The organism is Candidatus Aminicenantes bacterium (assembly GCA_026393855.1).
Taxonomy (GTDB): domain Bacteria; phylum Acidobacteriota; class Aminicenantia; order Aminicenantales; family UBA4085; genus UBA4085.
In genome coordinates this window covers 55,499-71,057 of the sequence record JAPKZJ010000061.1, presented here as the reverse complement: position 1 = coordinate 71,057, position 15,559 = coordinate 55,499, and the positions used below count along the sequence as shown (strand labels likewise).

General features: G+C 63.4%; 13 protein-coding genes. 5 read left to right on the top strand and 8 right to left on the bottom strand.

Annotated features, from left to right (window positions below):
• The first annotated feature begins 29 nt into the window (after positions 1–29).
• On the top strand, positions 30–1,289 hold the full coding sequence (locus NTZ26_06280; GenBank protein ID MCX6560108.1) for a ChaN family lipoprotein: 1,260 nt from the start codon (positions 30–32) through the stop codon (positions 1,287–1,289).
• Between the two features lie 4 nt (positions 1,290–1,293).
• Here the strand turns inward: NTZ26_06280 and NTZ26_06275 are convergent, their stop codons facing one another.
• The 5 genes from NTZ26_06275 to mdh all read right to left on the bottom strand — a co-directional run bounded on the left by NTZ26_06275 (position 1,294) and on the right by mdh (position 6,166).
• Positions 1,294–2,208: an MBL fold metallo-hydrolase gene (locus NTZ26_06275; GenBank protein MCX6560107.1), complete on the bottom strand. Its 915-nt coding sequence runs from the start codon at positions 2,206–2,208 to the stop codon at positions 1,294–1,296.
• Positions 2,209–2,347: 139 nt separating this feature from the next.
• A complete protein-coding gene (locus tag NTZ26_06270) occupies positions 2,348–3,031 on the bottom strand; it encodes a PHP domain-containing protein (protein MCX6560106.1) in 684 nt (227 codons plus the stop codon).
• Positions 3,025–3,942 (bottom strand): succinate--CoA ligase subunit alpha, encoded by a 918-nt coding sequence (gene sucD / locus NTZ26_06265; GenBank protein ID MCX6560105.1) that lies wholly within the window; start codon positions 3,940–3,942, stop codon positions 3,025–3,027. The genes NTZ26_06270 and sucD overlap by 7 nt, the downstream gene beginning before the upstream one ends.
• On the bottom strand, positions 3,939–5,108 hold the full coding sequence (sucC, locus tag NTZ26_06260) for an ADP-forming succinate--CoA ligase subunit beta (GenBank protein MCX6560104.1): 1,170 nt from the start codon (positions 5,106–5,108) through the stop codon (positions 3,939–3,941). Before sucC ends, sucD begins: the two co-directional genes overlap by 4 nt.
• 125 nt (positions 5,109–5,233) lie before the next feature.
• On the bottom strand, positions 5,234–6,166 hold the full coding sequence (gene mdh / locus NTZ26_06255; protein ID MCX6560103.1) for a malate dehydrogenase: 933 nt from the start codon (positions 6,164–6,166) through the stop codon (positions 5,234–5,236).
• Between the two features lie 241 nt (positions 6,167–6,407).
• Here mdh and acnB point away from each other — a divergent pair, with 241 nt between their 5' ends.
• The 3 genes from acnB (at position 6,408) to NTZ26_06240 (ending at position 10,674) form a co-directional block, all read left to right on the top strand.
• Entirely contained in the window at positions 6,408–8,951 is a 2,544-nt protein-coding gene (gene acnB, locus NTZ26_06250; protein MCX6560102.1) for a bifunctional aconitate hydratase 2/2-methylisocitrate dehydratase, read from the top strand.
• A 3-nt stretch (positions 8,952–8,954) separates the two neighbouring features.
• A complete protein-coding gene (locus NTZ26_06245) occupies positions 8,955–9,716 on the top strand; it encodes an SDR family NAD(P)-dependent oxidoreductase (protein ID MCX6560101.1) in 762 nt (253 codons plus the stop codon).
• A 61-nt stretch (positions 9,717–9,777) separates the two neighbouring features.
• Entirely contained in the window at positions 9,778–10,674 is an 897-nt protein-coding gene (locus tag NTZ26_06240; GenBank protein ID MCX6560100.1) for a M23 family metallopeptidase, read from the top strand.
• 81 nt (positions 10,675–10,755) lie between these two features.
• On the opposite strand, the gene fmt is transcribed toward NTZ26_06240, so the two are convergent.
• The 3 genes from fmt to NTZ26_06225 all read right to left on the bottom strand — a co-directional run bounded on the left by fmt (position 10,756) and on the right by NTZ26_06225 (position 14,375).
• Positions 10,756–11,712, bottom strand: coding sequence for a methionyl-tRNA formyltransferase (gene fmt, locus NTZ26_06235; GenBank protein ID MCX6560099.1), 957 nt, complete (start codon positions 11,710–11,712; stop codon positions 10,756–10,758).
• Entirely contained in the window at positions 11,712–12,224 is a 513-nt protein-coding gene (def, locus tag NTZ26_06230; protein MCX6560098.1) for a peptide deformylase, read from the bottom strand. Before def ends, fmt begins: the two co-directional genes overlap by 1 nt.
• A 138-nt stretch (positions 12,225–12,362) precedes the next feature.
• Positions 12,363–14,375, bottom strand: coding sequence for an oligopeptide transporter, OPT family (locus NTZ26_06225; protein MCX6560097.1), 2,013 nt, complete (start codon positions 14,373–14,375; stop codon positions 12,363–12,365).
• Positions 14,376–14,509: 134 nt separating this feature from the next.
• Between NTZ26_06225 and NTZ26_06220 the strand changes: the two genes are divergently transcribed.
• Positions 14,510–15,541, top strand: coding sequence for a rod shape-determining protein (locus NTZ26_06220; protein ID MCX6560096.1), 1,032 nt, complete (start codon positions 14,510–14,512; stop codon positions 15,539–15,541).
• The last annotated feature ends 18 nt before the right edge of the window (positions 15,542–15,559 follow it).

The following is a 15,559-nucleotide window of genomic DNA, read 5'->3' as shown; positions in this document are numbered from 1 at the left end:
TTTCGTCAACTCGTACGAGGAGCCGCATCATGAAGAAATCTCTCCGATTGATTCCGATTATTCTTCTGGCCTCTGGTGCGCTGGCCGCAGGGCTGGCCGCCCAGGAAGGGCCCGATAAGACGCTGACGCTCAAGCTCGGCGATCCGCGCTTCAAGGACAAGACCGTCGACGTGGCGGTGGGGCAGATCCTGGCCATGGAATCGGGGAAGCCGATCTCCTTCGAACAGATGATCAAGGAGATGAAGCCCGTCCCGTTCGTCCATATCGGCGAGACCCACAACTCGATGGCCATTCACGAGCTGCAGGCTCGGATCATCGCCGCCCTCCTGGAGCAGGACCGGCGCCTGGCGGTGGGCCTGGAGATGTATCCCGAGACCCAGCAGGAAGTCCTGACCAAGTGGAGCCTGGGCATCCTGACCGAGGCTCAGTTCATCCGGGAAGGCCTGTGGTACACGACCTGGAATCAGAACTACGCTTTCTACAAGCCCATCTTCGATATCATCAAGGCCGGAGCGATTCCCCTCTACGCCTTGAACGCGCCGCGCGAAATCATCAGCAAGATCCGGATGCAGGGTTGGGATGCGTTGTCCGAGGCGGAGAAGGCCCTGGCCCCCAAGCCCGATCTGAGCAGCGTCGAGCATCGGGAGCTGATGAAGCAGGTCTTCTCCAACGAGGGCATGCCGGCGGCTATGCGGGGCACGGGCTCCAATGCCATGTTCGAGGGCCTGCTGCGCGGCCAATCGGCCTGGAACGAGGTCATGGGGGCCAATGCCGTGAAGGCCCATCAGGTCGAGGGCCGCAAGGTCGTCGTCCTGGTCGGGTCGGGACACCTCATTTACAATCTGGGCCTGAACGCGCGGGCGCATGAGCGCAGCGGCCTGCCGTTCAAGACCGTCGTGGCCGTGCCGGTGCCCAAGGGGCAGGCGTCGATCAAGGTGGCGAGGACCCTGGCCGATTACATCGTCGGCATCCCCGACGAGGCCCGGGCGGTCTATCCCTCGATCGGGCTGGGCTTCAAGAAGGTCAAGGGGATGGACAACCTGGTCATCGAGTCCAAGCCCATCGACGGCGCGGCCGTCGGGCAGGGCTTCGAGAGAGGCGATGTCGTCCTCTTCGTCGATGGCAAATCCTTCAACGAGGCCAACGAGCTACGGATCTATCTGGCGACGTTCGGCTGGGACGCGGAAATCAAGTTCCATCTGCTGCGGGCCGGCGTCGAGAAAGATGTCGTCCTGACGCTCAAGGAGACACCGCCGCCGGCGATGCCTCCGGTCCCCGAGAAGAAGTAAGCGGTCAACGCTTCTCGGTCAGATCGAGGTACATGACCTCGACCAGGCTGGGCCAGCGGCTCCCGGCCTGGGTCTGGACGCCCATCGCCGTCTTGACCTCGTCCAGCGTCTTGCCCTGTCCGACGAGCTCTTTGACCTTGGTCAGCTTCTCTTCCATGCTCTTCAGCAGGGCCCGCAGGTCGTCCTTGGTCAGAGGATCGGCGTGGCCGGAGAGATACGAGTCGGCGGGCAGGTCGATCATCTTTTTCAGAGTGGCGATATAGCCGATCGAGGTCCCGCCCTTCTGGCGGTGAATCAGGGGGTCGCGGCCGGTGAAAGCCAGATCGCCGACAAAGGCGACTTTCTCATCGCGGAAGAGGATGATCGTATCTCCGCTCGTGTGGGCCGGGCCGAAGTGGAATAGCGAGATCTTGAATTTCTTGCCGCCGGGAAGATCCCCGTTCAGGTCGTATGAGCTTTTATAGGTTTGGGTGGGCAGGTAAGCGCGAAGCGCGGCCATCTTCTCGTCCCTGAAGGCCTCTTCCATCTCCCGCTTCGTGCCTTCGCTGGACAGGATCGTCAGCCCGGCCGGGAAGCCGTTCAGGCCGTTGACGTGATCCTGGTCGCTGTGGGTGAGGATCAGGGTTTGGATGGGGTTGGGGGTCGTCTTGGCGATGGCGGCGATCATCTGACGGGCGGCGTCGGCGGACATCTTGGCGTCGATGGCCATGACGAATTTATTGGCGACATAGAATGCGGTATTGGCGCCGCTGCCGCCCTTGACCAGATAGAGAGCCGGGGCGATCTGTTGCACGGTCATCGCGGCCATCTCCGGCATGGCCGGCTTGGCCGCGGGCTGGGTTTGCTGGGCAAAGGCGGGGTGCCCCGCGAATGAGAGGGCCAAAGTCAGGGCGGCTACAAGCGACAGCTTTTTCATCATGAGGTATCTCCTGCGGTGGCTAAAAGGATTTATACTCCGGGCCGCTGAGCAAAGGCAACCCCGCTCCCCGCTAGGAGCGGTTGGCGGGGCCGCGGCGGCCTGGCCCCTTTCCCGCTAGAAGCGGTAGGCGGGGCCGCGATCAGCGCTCGAACAACCGGGCCAGCTTGCGGATCGAAAATTGGCCCAAGACGATCGAGGCCATCATCGCCAGCGAGATCGGCACGCTCCGGACCTCGACCCGGCCGGTTTTGACGGCCGCCAGGATGGATTCCGGCGTCTTTTCTGCCTCGATCAGGGAATAGGTGCGGCCGAGCTGTCGGACGGTATGGCAGTCGGAAGTGCCGATGAGAGGCTTCCCCGTTCGGGCGGCCAAGCGCACGGCCGGCCGGTTAAAGTCGATCACTCGATTATAATAGGACGCGAATTCGATGGCGTCTAAATAGGGGAGCACGGCTTCGATCCTCTTTCCCAGGGACTGGAAGAAGACGAAATACGGATGCGGAGCGATGAAAAGGCTGCCTGGGGTTTTAAGGCTCGGGATGTCGGCGAGCGTGTATTTGACGGAAGGCGAGGCGGCGAACTCGGGGTTGATGACCAGCACATGGCAGCCTCCGACCGTGATTTCCACTCCCGGTAGAAGCAAGAGGCCGCGCGCGGCGGCGTAGGCGGCCAGCGCGGGCGTGTGAGCCAAGGCGTTGTGGTTGGTGATGGCCAGTGCGTCGAAGCCGAGCCCTGCCGCCCGATCGATGAGATCCCGGCTGGAATACCGGATGCGGTCCTGGGGATCGTCGCCCGAATGGGTGTGCAGATCGACTTTCAGCAACGGAGCCTCCTCCGGACGGTTTCCCCAATCGCGGCCGGGCTGTCGATGACCATGGCGCCTGCTTCGCGCAGAGCCGCGATCTTGGCGGCGGCGATCCCGTTCCCTGCTGAGTTCGTTTGGCGGGGCCCCGGAAGCCTGGTCACTCCCGCGGCCTCGATGATGGCCCCGGCGTGGCCCATGCGCTTGCCCGGAGGCGCAGTCCGGCCGGCGACATAGGCGAAAACGGGCTTGGGGTATCCGGAGCGGAGATAGTCGGCGGCGTCCTCTTCGGCCGAGCCGCCGATTTCTCCGATCAGGACGACGGCTTCCGTTCGGGGATCGTCACGGAAAGCCGCCAGGCAATCGATGAAGTCCAAGCCGATGACGGGATCGCCTCCGATGCCCATGGCCGTCGACTGGCCGAGGCCGGCCGCGGTCAATTGATGGACGGCCTCGTAAGTCAGCGTCCCCGAGCGGGAGACGAGGCCCACCGTTCCCGGCCGATGGATCGATCCGGGCATGATCCCGATCTTGGTCTCGCCCGGAACAATGATCCCGGGCGTGTTGGGTCCGATGAGAAGCGTTCCTTTCGCGGCCAGCCAAGCTTTGACTTCGATCACGTCCAGGACCGGAATGCCCTCGGTGATGCAGACGACCAAGCCGATGCCCGCCTCAGCCGCCTCCCGGACGGCCCCGGCCGCCCGTAGAGGGGGGACAAAGACGACCGAAGCGGTAGCGCCGGTCGCCGTCAGCGCCTCGGCCATGGTGTCGAAAACGGGAAGTCCGAGATGCCTGCTCCCGCCCTTGCCGGGCGAGGTGCCGCCGACGACCCGCGTTCCGTATTCGATCATCCGCTGGGCGTGAAACGTCCCCTCCCGGCCGGTGAAGCCTTGCACAAGGACGCGGGTTGCCGATCCGGCCAGGATGCTCACGACCGGGCTCCTGCGGCGGCGGCAACCGATTTGGCGGCCGCCTCGTCCATGGTTTCGGCCGTTTGGAAGGCCAATCCCGATTCGGCCAGGATCCGGCGGCCATCTTCGTCGTTGGTTCCGAGCATCCGGACGACCAGGGGAGCGTCGAGGCTGAAATCGCGGCAGGCGCGAACGACGCCACTGGCCACCAGATCGCAGCGGACGATGCCGCCGAAGACGTTGATCAAGATCGCCCGAACCGCCGGGTCGGAAGCGACGATCCGGTAGCCTTCGCGCAAAGCGTCCTCGCCGACGCCGCCGCCGATGTCGAGGAAGTCGGCCGGGTGCCCGCCGGCCATCTCAATGATGTCGGCGGTAGCCATGGCCAGCCCGGCTCCGTTGACCAGACAGCCGATGTCGCCGTCCAGCCGGACGTAGCTTAAGCCGACGGCGGCCGCCTCAGCTTCGCGCGGGTCGTCGTCGGCGGAATCGCGTAAACGGGCCAGTTCGGGATGGCGGGACAGGGCGCTGTCGTCCAAGATCATCTTGGCGTCCAAGGCAAGCCAGCCCCCTCCCAGCGCCAGTCCCAGGGGATTGATTTCGATCAGGCCGGCGTCGGAGTCGCGGAAAGCCCGCCAGAGGGCGAGCAGGGCCCGGGTAAAGCCCTCGGCATCCGGGCCGGCCAGTCCGCAGGCTGCGGCAATGGCTTCAGCTTGGACGGAAGAGGGACCGGTGGGGATCGGAACGGTTTCCCGGATGACGGCCTGCGGCGAAGCCGCGGCCAAGGCTTCGAGCTCCATCCCGCCTTGCCCGGAGGCGAGGACGACGACGCGGCCCAGCCCTCGATCGACGGCCATCGCCAGATAGGTTTCTCTGACGACGGGAATTGATTCTTCGATCAGGACGCGTCTGACGACGGCTCCCGAGGGACCGGTCTGGGATGTCACAAGACGGCCCGACAGCAAGCCGGCGGCGATGCGGCCGGCCTCATCGGGCGTTTGGGCGGTGCGCACGCCGCCCGCTTTTCCGCGGCCTCCCGATAAAATCAGGGCCTTGACGACGACGGGGCCGCCGATTTGGGCCGCGACAGATGCAGCCTCCTCCGCGGAGGACGCCGTGAAGCCCCGCGGCACGGCGATGCCGCGGGCCGACAGGATCGATTTGGCCTGGTCTTCGTGGAGTCTCATGATGATCCGAAAGCACCCGTATTCTATCCCAATCGGCGGCGCCGGTCATCCGCGGCCGGACATGGAAAAGCCGGCAAGAGCTGGGCCCTTGCCGGCCGGAAAGACGAAGTCGGATCAAATCGGTTTTAGAGCTTGGTCTCCTCGACGGTCTTCTTGACCGAACCGATGGTCTTCTGAAGCTGGGCCTTCTCCTCGTCGTTCAGCTTGATCTCGAAGATCCGTTCCAGACCCTTGGCTCCGATCAGGCAGGGGACGCCGATGAACAGGCCGTTGACGCCGTATTCGCCCTCGCATAGGGCGCAGGCGGGGAGAACGCGTTTCTTGTCCTTGAGGAAGCTTTCGGCCATGACGATCGCACTCCAGGCGGGGCTGAAGAAGGCCGAGCCTTTGCCGAAGAGCTTGACGATCTCGGTTCCGGCTTCGCGCGTCCGCAGGGCGATCTTGTCGATCAGCTCCTTGGAGGCGATCTCGGTCAGGGGGACGCCGCCGACCGTGGTCAGGCGAGGCAGGGGGACCATGTCCGGGCCGTGGCCGCCGAGGACGGTCCCGGCGACGTCGACCACCGATACGCCCAGTTCCATGGCGATGAAGGCGCGCCAGCGGGCCGTATCGAGCGTCCCGGCCATGCCCAGCACCTGATGCTTGGGGAAGCCGGTCATCTTGTAGAAAGCGTAAACCATGGCGTCGAGGGGGTTGGTGACGATCAGGCAGAAAGCTTTGGGCGCGTACTGCTTGACGCCCTTGGCCACCGTCTCGATGATCTGCAGGTTGACGGCCAGCAGGTCCTCGCGGGTCATGCCGGCTTGGCGGGGCTTGCCGGCCGTGACGATGACGACGTCGGCGCCGGCGATGTCCTTGTAGTCGGAGGTCCCGGTGATGGTGGCGTCGTAATTGCCGTGGGGCGCCATCTCCATCAGGTCGAGGGCCTTGCCCTTGGCCGGATTCTCGAGCTCGGGGATATCCAGGATGACGATGTCCCCCATCTCCTTTTGGGCCGCCAGCATGGCCAGGATCTGGCCGATCTGGCCGCCGCCGATCAGTGCGATCTTCTTTCTCATTGCGGAAGCTCCTTTGATGTATTGGTGGAACCCGGAATGGGTACCCGGGCCGTTCGATCCTTATCGTCGCCTTCCGGGAGCTCGTCAGCCCTAAAAGGGACCCGTATTTTAGTGGAAGTTCGAGCTGAAAGCAATCCGCCGCCGGCCCGTGGCGGGCTCCCCGGCTTGACCTCGCCGTCCCTTTCTTTTATACCTAAAGACCCCCGACGTTCGCGGGAGAGTCCCGTCCGAGGAGTGACCCATGCTGGAGAGCTATTTCAAGATGGAAGCCGAGCGCCGGGCGCTGGGCATCCCGCCTCTGCCCCTGAGCCCCGACGAGACCGCTGAGATCTGCCGCCTTTTGGAGGCCCCTCTCGCCGGAAAAGAGACAATGCTCATCGGGCTGCTACGGGAACGAGTTTCGCCGGGAGTCGACCCGGCGGCCAAGGTCAAGGCCGAATGGCTGGCCGGGGTGGCCGAGGGAAGGACGAAGTCCCCGGCGGTGACGCGAGGCGACGCCGTCTTCATGCTCGGGACGATGCTGGGTGGGTACAATGTCGGGCCCCTGGTCGCCCTTTTGGAGGACAAGGATCTGTCCGCGGCAGCGGCCGTGGCCCTGAAATCCACCATCCTGGTCTACGGGGCCTTCGAGGCCGTCCTCCGCCTGTCCGAACGAAACGCCGCCGCCCGATCCGTCCTAGAGTCCTGGGCGGCGGGGGAGTGGTTCCTGGCCAGGCCCGGGCTGCCGGCGACGATGACGCTCAAGGTTTTCAAGGTCGACGGGGAGATCAACACGGATGATTTTTCGCCGGCCAAGCATGCCGCGACGCGGCCGGATATCCCCCTGCATGCCCTGGCCATGGGGCTGACCCGGTTCCCCGGGGGACTGGAAACGATCGCCCGCTTCAGGGCCGAGGGCCATCGGGTCGCCTTCATCGGTGACGTCGTAGGCACGGGTTCTTCTCGCAAATCGGCCTGCAATTCGGTCCTCTGGCATATCGGAGAGGACATCCCCTTCGTTCCCAATAAGCGGCGGGGCGGTGTGATCCTGGGCGGGCTGATCGCTCCGATCTTCTTCAACACCGCTGAGGATTCCGGCGCCCTGCCGATCGAGAAGCTCGATGTGACGGGCCTCAAGACGGGTGATCAGATCGTCCTCGACCTCGCGGCCGGCGTCCTCAAGGACGAAGGCGGCCGGGAGATGTCGCGCTTCGCGCTCAAGCCCTCCACGCTCCAGGACGAGTTCCGAGCCGGCGGCCGGCTGAACCTGATCATCGGCCGGGCTTTGACGGGCAAGGCCCGGGCCGCCCTCGGCTTGGCCGAGGCGGATTTCTTCACCAAGGTCGCCAATCCGGAGCCGCGGCCGGGCCAGGGCTTCTCCCAGGCCCAGAAGATCGTCGGCCTGGCCTGCGGGATGCCCGGTGTTCTGCCGGGCACGGCCTGCGAGCCCCACATGACAACGGTCGGCTCGCAGGACACGACGGGGCCGATGACCGCCGACGAGCTCAAGGAGCTGGCTTGCCTGGAGTTTCAGGCCGACCTGTTCATGCAGTCGTTCTGCCATACCGCGGCCTACCCCAAAGCAGCCGACGTCAAGATGCACAAGTCCCTGCCCGCCTTCGTCGTGGCCCGCAAGGGCGTCGCCTTGAAGCCGGGCGACGGGGTCATCCACTCCTGGCTCAACCGGCTTCTGCTTCCCGATGCCATGGGCACAGGAGGAGACTCTCACACCCGATTCCCGATCGGCTTGAGCTTCCCGGCCGGATCGGGGTTGGTCGCCTTTGCCGGAGCGTTGGGTTTCATGCCGCTGGATATGCCGGAGTCCGTTCTGGTCCGTTTCAAAGGCCGCCTCAATCCCGGGATAACGCTGCGGGATGCAGTCAACGCGATCCCGTATTACGCCATCCAACGCGGGCTTTTGACCGTGGTCAAGAAGGGCAAGAAAAACGTCTTCAACGGCCGGATTCTGGAGATGGAGGGCCTGCCGGACCTGACCGTGGAGCAGGCCTACGAGCTTACGGACGCTTCGGCCGAGCGATCGGCGGCCGGCAGCTCCATCGCCTTAGGGCCCGCGACGGTCGCCGCTTTCTTGAAAAGCAACATCGCCCTGATGGAGAAGATGATCTCGTCCGGATACCAGGCCGCCGATACCCTGCGGCGTCGGATCGAAGCGGCCCGGGCCTGGCTGGCCAAGCCGGCCCTCGCGGCGGCCGACGCAAGTGCTTCCTATGCCGCCGTTCTGGAAATCGACCTGTCCGAGATCGCCGAGCCCATCCTGGCCTGCCCTAACGATCCCGACGACGTCAGGCGGCTCTCCGAGGTGGCGGGGGATCGGATCGACGAGGTCTTCATCGGCTCCTGCATGGTCAATATCGGCCACTTTAGAGCCGCAGGGCGCATCTGGGACAAGGCGCCTTACCCCAAGACAAGGATCTGGATCACTCCACCGACAAAGATGGATGAGATCCAGTTAAAGAAAGAAGGCTTTTATTCCATCCTCTCCCAGATCGGGGCCAGGACCGAGATTCCGGGCTGTTCCCTCTGCATGGGCAACCAGGCCCGGGTTCAGCCGGGAGCCAACGTCCTTTCCACATCGACCCGCAATTTTGACGACCGAATCGGGGATGGCGCCCGGGTCTATCTCGGCTCGGCCGAGCTGGCCGCGGTCACCGCGCTGAAGGGCAAGCTGCCGACTCCGGAGGAATACATGGCGGTCATGCGAGAGAAGGTGATTCCCTTCGCCTCTGAGATATATCGGTATCATCAATTTGATGAATCAAAAGACTTCGCTTTGAGTTATAGTTAGACGATGATCAATCTAACCGGCCGGAGGACTTTGATAACCGGCGGGTCGCGCGGCATCGGGCGTGCGGCCGCCCTGCTTTTCGCCGAAGCGGGCAGCGATGTCGCCATCACTTACCAATGCCGGGAAGAAGCCGCTCTTGAAGTTCGATCAGCTGTCGAAAAGATAGGCCGCAATTGCTTTACTTATAAAGTCGAGCTATCTAGTGAGGATCAGGTCCGATCGTTGGCGGCCGCGCTGGCGGAGCGTTGGGGCGGCCTTGATGCGCTCGTCAATAACGCCGGTATCTGGACCCCGCTCGAAATGGGGGCAGGGGACGCCGAGGCCTGGCGCGAAACGATGGCCGTCAACCTGGACGGACTCTTCTATCTCGTCGACGCCGTTCTCCCGCTGTTGAAAGCCAGGCCGAGGTCAGCCATCGTCAACGTCGGATCGACGGCCGGCATCCGCGGGGAGGCCTTCCACTCCCATTATGCCGCGTCCAAGGGTGCTATGAACGCCCTGACCAAGTCCTGGGCGGTGGAATTCGCGCCTTGGAACATCAACGTCAACTGCGTCGCGCCGGGCTGGGTCGATACGGACATGTGCACCGGGGTCTTCGGCGACGCGGCCTACCGGGAGAGCGTCCGGCAGTCCATCCCCCTCAAGCGGATTCCCCCCCCGGAGGATATCGCCGGCCCGATCCTCTTTCTGGCTTCGGACCTGGCCAGGCACATCACCGGAGCCGTCCTAAGCGTCAACGGAGGAGGCGTCCTATGCGGAGCCTGAAATCTTCGGCCTTGACATCGATTTCTGGGCTGTGGTAATCAAAAGGACGTAAAAAGATACCATGGGAAAGAAACACCTCTCCCTGATCATCGTCCCGCATACCAAATCGGGCTTCCGGACGCTATCCTTCTCCAAAAGGACGATCAACGCCGTCAAATGGATCGCGATCCTTGTGGTCGTCATAGGCCTCGGAGTCACGGCGGATTATATTCGGATCCAGGTCAAAGGCCGTGAGTACAAGAACTTGGCGGCCGAGAACGCCAAGCAGAGGGAAACCCTGGCCAATTATGAATCGACCTTGGGGACCCTGCAGAAACGAATCCTGGCCTTTGATGATTACGTCAAAAAGCTCAACCTCATGGCCGGGATCAAGTCGCCGGACGTCCTAAAGGAAGTCGGCATCGGCGGCGGCGGTTACACTCCCGACAGCGGCCAGACCATCCCCGGTCTTCCGCCTGCGATTGGCTCCGGCAATCTCAAAAATATCCAGCAAAAGACTGAAGATATCCAGAAAAATCTGGATTCGCTGGTCGGTTTCTTCCAGAATCAGGAAAACCGCCTGGCTTCAACCCCGACCATCTACCCGACAGTCGGCCTTCTGACTTCGCAGTTCGGCTGGCGGCCGGATCCGTTTACCAGAAAGCAGACTTTCCATTATGGGATTGATATCGCATCCGCTCTAGGCAATCCCATCGTCGCCACGGCCGACGGCGTCGTCATCGCCATCAACTCGGACAAGCTTTTTGGCCTATCGGTTCAGATCAACCACGGTCTGGGATACACCACTATTTATGGGCATATGAGCGCCTTCAAATGCCGGATCGGCCAAAGGGTCAAGCGCGGCGACGTCATCGGAGAAGTCGGCCAGACGGGCAAAGCCCTGGGGCCGCATGTCCACTATGAGATTCGGCTTAACGGGACCTCGGTCAACCCCTACCTGTTCATTCTCGAAGAATAGCCAACCCTGAACCGGGCCAAGCATTTTCCCTTGAAGGGGTGGGTCCGTTCGCGTAAGAGGCGGCCGATCTCGCGCTTGGCGTTAGGCTTGCGGAATCGCGCTCAGCCTGCGGCCGGCCGCGAGCTTGCCGCCCGCCAGAAACGCCGCTGCGTCCATGGGCTTGCGCCCTTCGGGCTGCAGGCGAAGTATGGCATAGGCCGTCCTTCCGCCGCAGGCGACGAGGATGCCGGTCTTCCCGGCCGAAAGGACGCTCCCCGGTTCCGGGGCAGGGTCGGCCCCTCCCGGCCGCGGCACGGATTTGCCGGCCAACACGATGATCCGCCCCCCAGCCGAAAAGCTGAAGGCCGTCGGCCATGGAAGCATGGCCCGGACATGCCTGTCGACGAGCCCCGCCTCGGCGCTCCAATCGATGGCGCCGTCCTCTTTCTTGAGCTTGGGGGCGTAGGTGGCCGATTCGGGATCCTGGGGCTTGGGGATGATGGCACCCATGTTCGCCAGCGTCCGGACGAGCAGGCCCGCTCCCAAAACGGCCAGCCTTTCTTCGAGCGAGCCGGTCGTGTCGTCGGGCTTGATCTCCTCCCCGGCGCAGGCGTAGATGGCGCCCTCGTCCATCTTCTCGTTCAGCCGGAAGATGGTGACCCCGGTCCGGATCTCGCCGCGGCGGATGGCCCAGCAGACGGGAGAGGCCCCTCGGAAAGCCGGGAGGAGCGAAAAATGCAGGTTCAGGGACCGGCGCGGGGGCAGATCGATGATGGAAACGGGCATGATCTGGCCGTAGGCTACGACGATATGGATATCGGCCCGGGCCGCCCTGAGCCTCTCGACGGCCTGGGGGTCCTGGCGAATCTTCTCGGGTTCGTAAGTGGGCAGGCCGCGCTCCAGGGCGAAAGCCTTGACCGGGCAGGGGGTTGGGACGCGGCCACGGCCGGCCGGGCGGTCCGGTCGAGTCACGACCAAGGGAATCTGGTGGCCGGCGGCAAGGAGGGCGGTCATTGATGGGAGAGCGGCTCCCGGACTTCCGAAAAAGACGATTCGCATCAGGTTTTTTTCTTTGCCTCGGGCTTCTTGAATTTTTTCCGGATGAGGCTCCGCTTGAGGGGCGATAGGTAATCGACGAAGAGCTTGCCGTCGAGGTGGTCGATCTCGTGGCAGAAGGCCCGGGCCAGAATGTCTGCGGCTTCGATCTTCACGTCCCGGCCTTCGGCATCCATCCCCTTGACGACGATCGTCTGGGGGCGAGCCACTTTTTCGTAGATCTCCGGGACCGACAGACAGCCTTCTTCGCGGACGCATTTGCCTTCGCGGCTGATGATCTCCGGGTTGAGCAGGACATAGAGGGCGTCGGGATCCTCGCCGACGCTCAGATCGACGGTGATGATCCGCTTCTTGACGTCGAGCTGGGGGGCCGACAAACCGATTCCCGGAGCCTTGTGCATCGTCTCGATCATGTCGCGGACAAGGGTCCGGATTTCGGCGTCGACTTCGGCCACCGGGGAGGACACCTGGGACAAAGTCGGGTGCCCGAGCTTGAGGATGGTGCGCTTAGCCAAGGATAGACTCTCCTCCGCTATTGTAGTCGATTCCGTGCCTTGGATACAAACCGGCGGCGGGAGAGCCGATCAAGGTCGGCCCAAAAAACGCCCCATCCGTTTTCGGAACGGATGGGGCGGGATGGACGATTAAAGGCGTCAGATGACGGCCGACGGCGGCGGAGGTTCATCGGCGGCGCCGGCGTTCTTGAGGGGCACCGCGATGAGGTACCAGCCCATCAGGGCGAGGACGGCCAGCCCGACGAGATAGCTCGGCTCCTTGAAGACCTTGAAGATGTCGAAATGGATGATGTTGTTCATGAAGAGGAACTTCCACAGGGCTCGGACCAAGGCGGTCAAGCCTTCTCCGGCGATGAGGCCTGCCGCCAGGAGGATGCCGACGTTTTCAAGCCGGGCTTTCTGGCCCGGATTGCAGCCGCGCTTGGCCGCTCGCTTGTCGAGGAGTCCCTTGATCATGCCGCCGACGAAGATGGCGAAGGTGGTTTCGAGCGGGAGGTACATACCGACGGCGACGAGCATGGGCGACTTGACCTGGATGAGGATGAAGGCAAAGCCCATGAACATGCCGACGATGACCAGCGGCCAGGCCAGCTCGCCGCCGACGATGCCCTTGGCCAGAACGGCCATCAGCCCGGCCTGCGGGGCGGGCAGGTCCTTGCTGCCGAGCTCGAACGACTTGATCAGGAGCATGATCGGGAAATAGAGGACCAGCGAAGCGACCAGGATGCCGATCAGGTTGCCGACCTGCATCTTCCAGGGCGTGCCGCCCAGGATATGGCCGACCTTGAGGTCCTGCAGCATCTCGCCGGCGACGGCCGAGGAAACGCAAACCACCGTGGCCACCCCAAGAACGGCCAGCAGGCCTTGCGTCCCGGACACTCCGATGGCGACCATCAGCAGGGCGGCGATGATAAGCGTGGAGAGCGTCAGCCCGGAGAGCGGATTGTTGGAGGCGCCGATCGTCCCGACCAGGTTGCCGGAGACGGCGGCGAAGAAAAAGCCGGCCACGGCCATGACTCCGGCCGCCATGAGGGCCGAGGGATAGGCGCCGGTGAACATGCGGTAGACGAAGATCATCATGACGAAAGCCAGGGCCAAGCCGCCCAGGACGAGCTTGATGTTGAGATCCTTCTCCAGCCGGGAGGTCGACTGGGCCTGGCTGGTGGCTTTTTTGACGTCGCTAAGGGAGCGCTTGATGCCCGCGCCGAGGCTCTTGCGCATCTTGAACAGGGTATAGCCGGCGCCGACGAGCATGCCGCCGACGGCGATCGGCCGGATGATGAACTTCCAAACGTTGGTGACGTTGGCCGACCAATCGATGGAGGCCGCCGCCGTCCCGGGCCCGGCCAGCTGGGCTACCAGCTCGGGGCCGAGGAAGAAGACCAGGAGGGGAGCGAAGAGACCCCAAGCCAGGATGCCGCCGGCGAAGTTGAGCGACGCGAGCCGGGGCCCGATGATGTAGCCGACGCCCAGGTAAGCCGGGAAGATGCCCGGACCGGCGACGGCCACCGTGCCGCCGGCTGCGATCTTCGGTGAATCGGCGGCTCCGCCGATGCGGACGAAGCTCGTTCCCAGCCGACCGACCCGGATGATGAAATCCTTGCTGGCGGCGAAGAACTGGAACATGCCCAGGGTGTAAATCAAAGAGCCCAGGCCCATGGCCTGGAACAGGAACTTGGCCCCGGCGCTGCCCCGCTGGCCGGCCTTGTGGATCTCGGCCGCGGCCACGGACTCCGGGAAAGCGAGCTCGGGGTCCGTGACCATGACCCGGCGCAGAAAGGTCACGAACATGATGCCCAGGAAGCCGCCGACGAACATCAAGAGCGTCGACTTGAAGTAGTCGAGCTGGCCCCAGACCCCGGTGATGAGGAAGGCCGGGAGGGTGAAGATGGCCCCGGCAGCCACGGACTCGCCGATCGAGCCGACGGTTCGGGCGATGTTCTCTTCCAGGATCGAGCCTTTCATCAGCTTCAGAACGGCCATGCCGATGACGGCTGCGGGATAGGTTGCGGCGATGGTCATCCCGGCCCGCATCCCCAAGTAGGCGTTGGCCGCGCCGAGAACGATGGTCAGAAAGAGGCCGATGATCAGAGCCCGGAAGGTGAACTCCTTCATGTTCGTCTTCTCGGGGACATAAGGTTGTTGGGGCATCCGGAACTCCTTGCGGGAAGATGGCTTACTTATAGCCCAGGACCGTGGGGGAGTCAAGAATCCGGGCCGCGGCCGCCGTTCCATTTGCCAGGAGAGCGAAATTGTGTTAAAAAGTGGCATTCAAAGGATGCATCATGAGCGTAGTCCGCTGGTTCAAGAACCGCCTATTCTGCGATCTGGCCATCGATCTGGGCACGGCCAATACTCTGGTTTATTTGAAGGGCAAGGGCATCATCATCCAAGAGCCCTCCATCGTCGTCGTCAATAAGCAGACGGGCAAGGTCGAGGCGGTCGGCACGCGGGCCAAGGACATGCTGGGCAAAACCCCGGCCAACGTCCTGGCCATCAAGCCCATGCATGACGGCGTCATCGCCGACTTCGAGATCGCTGAAAAGATGCTGGACTTTTTTATTAAGAAAGCCACCAACAACAAGGGCTTCCTGCTGCGGCCGCGGATCGTCATCGGCATTCCGACCGGAATCACCCAGGTCGAGCGGCGGGCGGTCAAGGACGTGGCCATGCGGGCCAAGGCGACTGAGGTCTATCTGGTCGAACAGCCCATGGCCGCGGCCGTCGGGGCGGACCTGCCCATCTCCGAGCCGACCGGCAACATGGTCGTCGACATCGGCGGCGGGACGACCGACATCGCGGTCATCTCGCTGGACGGTGTCGTCTTCAACCATTCCATCCGGATCGCCGGCAACGAGATGGACGAAGCCATCATCGGGTACCTGAAGAAGAAATACAACCTCCTGATCGGCGAGCGGTCGGCCGAGATGGTCAAGATGACCATCGGCTCGGCTTACCCGCTGGACGAGCCGATCACCATGGAGATCAAGGGCCGCGACTTGCGCGAAGGCATCCCAAAGACCATCGTCATCGATGACCAGGAGATCCGGGAGGCGCTGGAGGAAGTCGTGGCCGCCATCGTCAACGCCATCCGGATCGCCCTGGAGAAAACCCCGCCCGAGCTCTCGGCCGACATCATCGACCGCGGCATCATCCTGACCGGCGGCGGCTCCCTTCTCAAGAACCTGGACAAACGGATCCGGGAGGAGACGCAGCTCCCTGTCTTCATCACCGAGGAACCCTTGACCACCGTCGTCCTGGGCGCGGGCAAGATGCTGGACGACATGGAGCTGCTGAAGAAGGTTTCCATCCCTTAAGCCGTCGGGAAGGTGGAT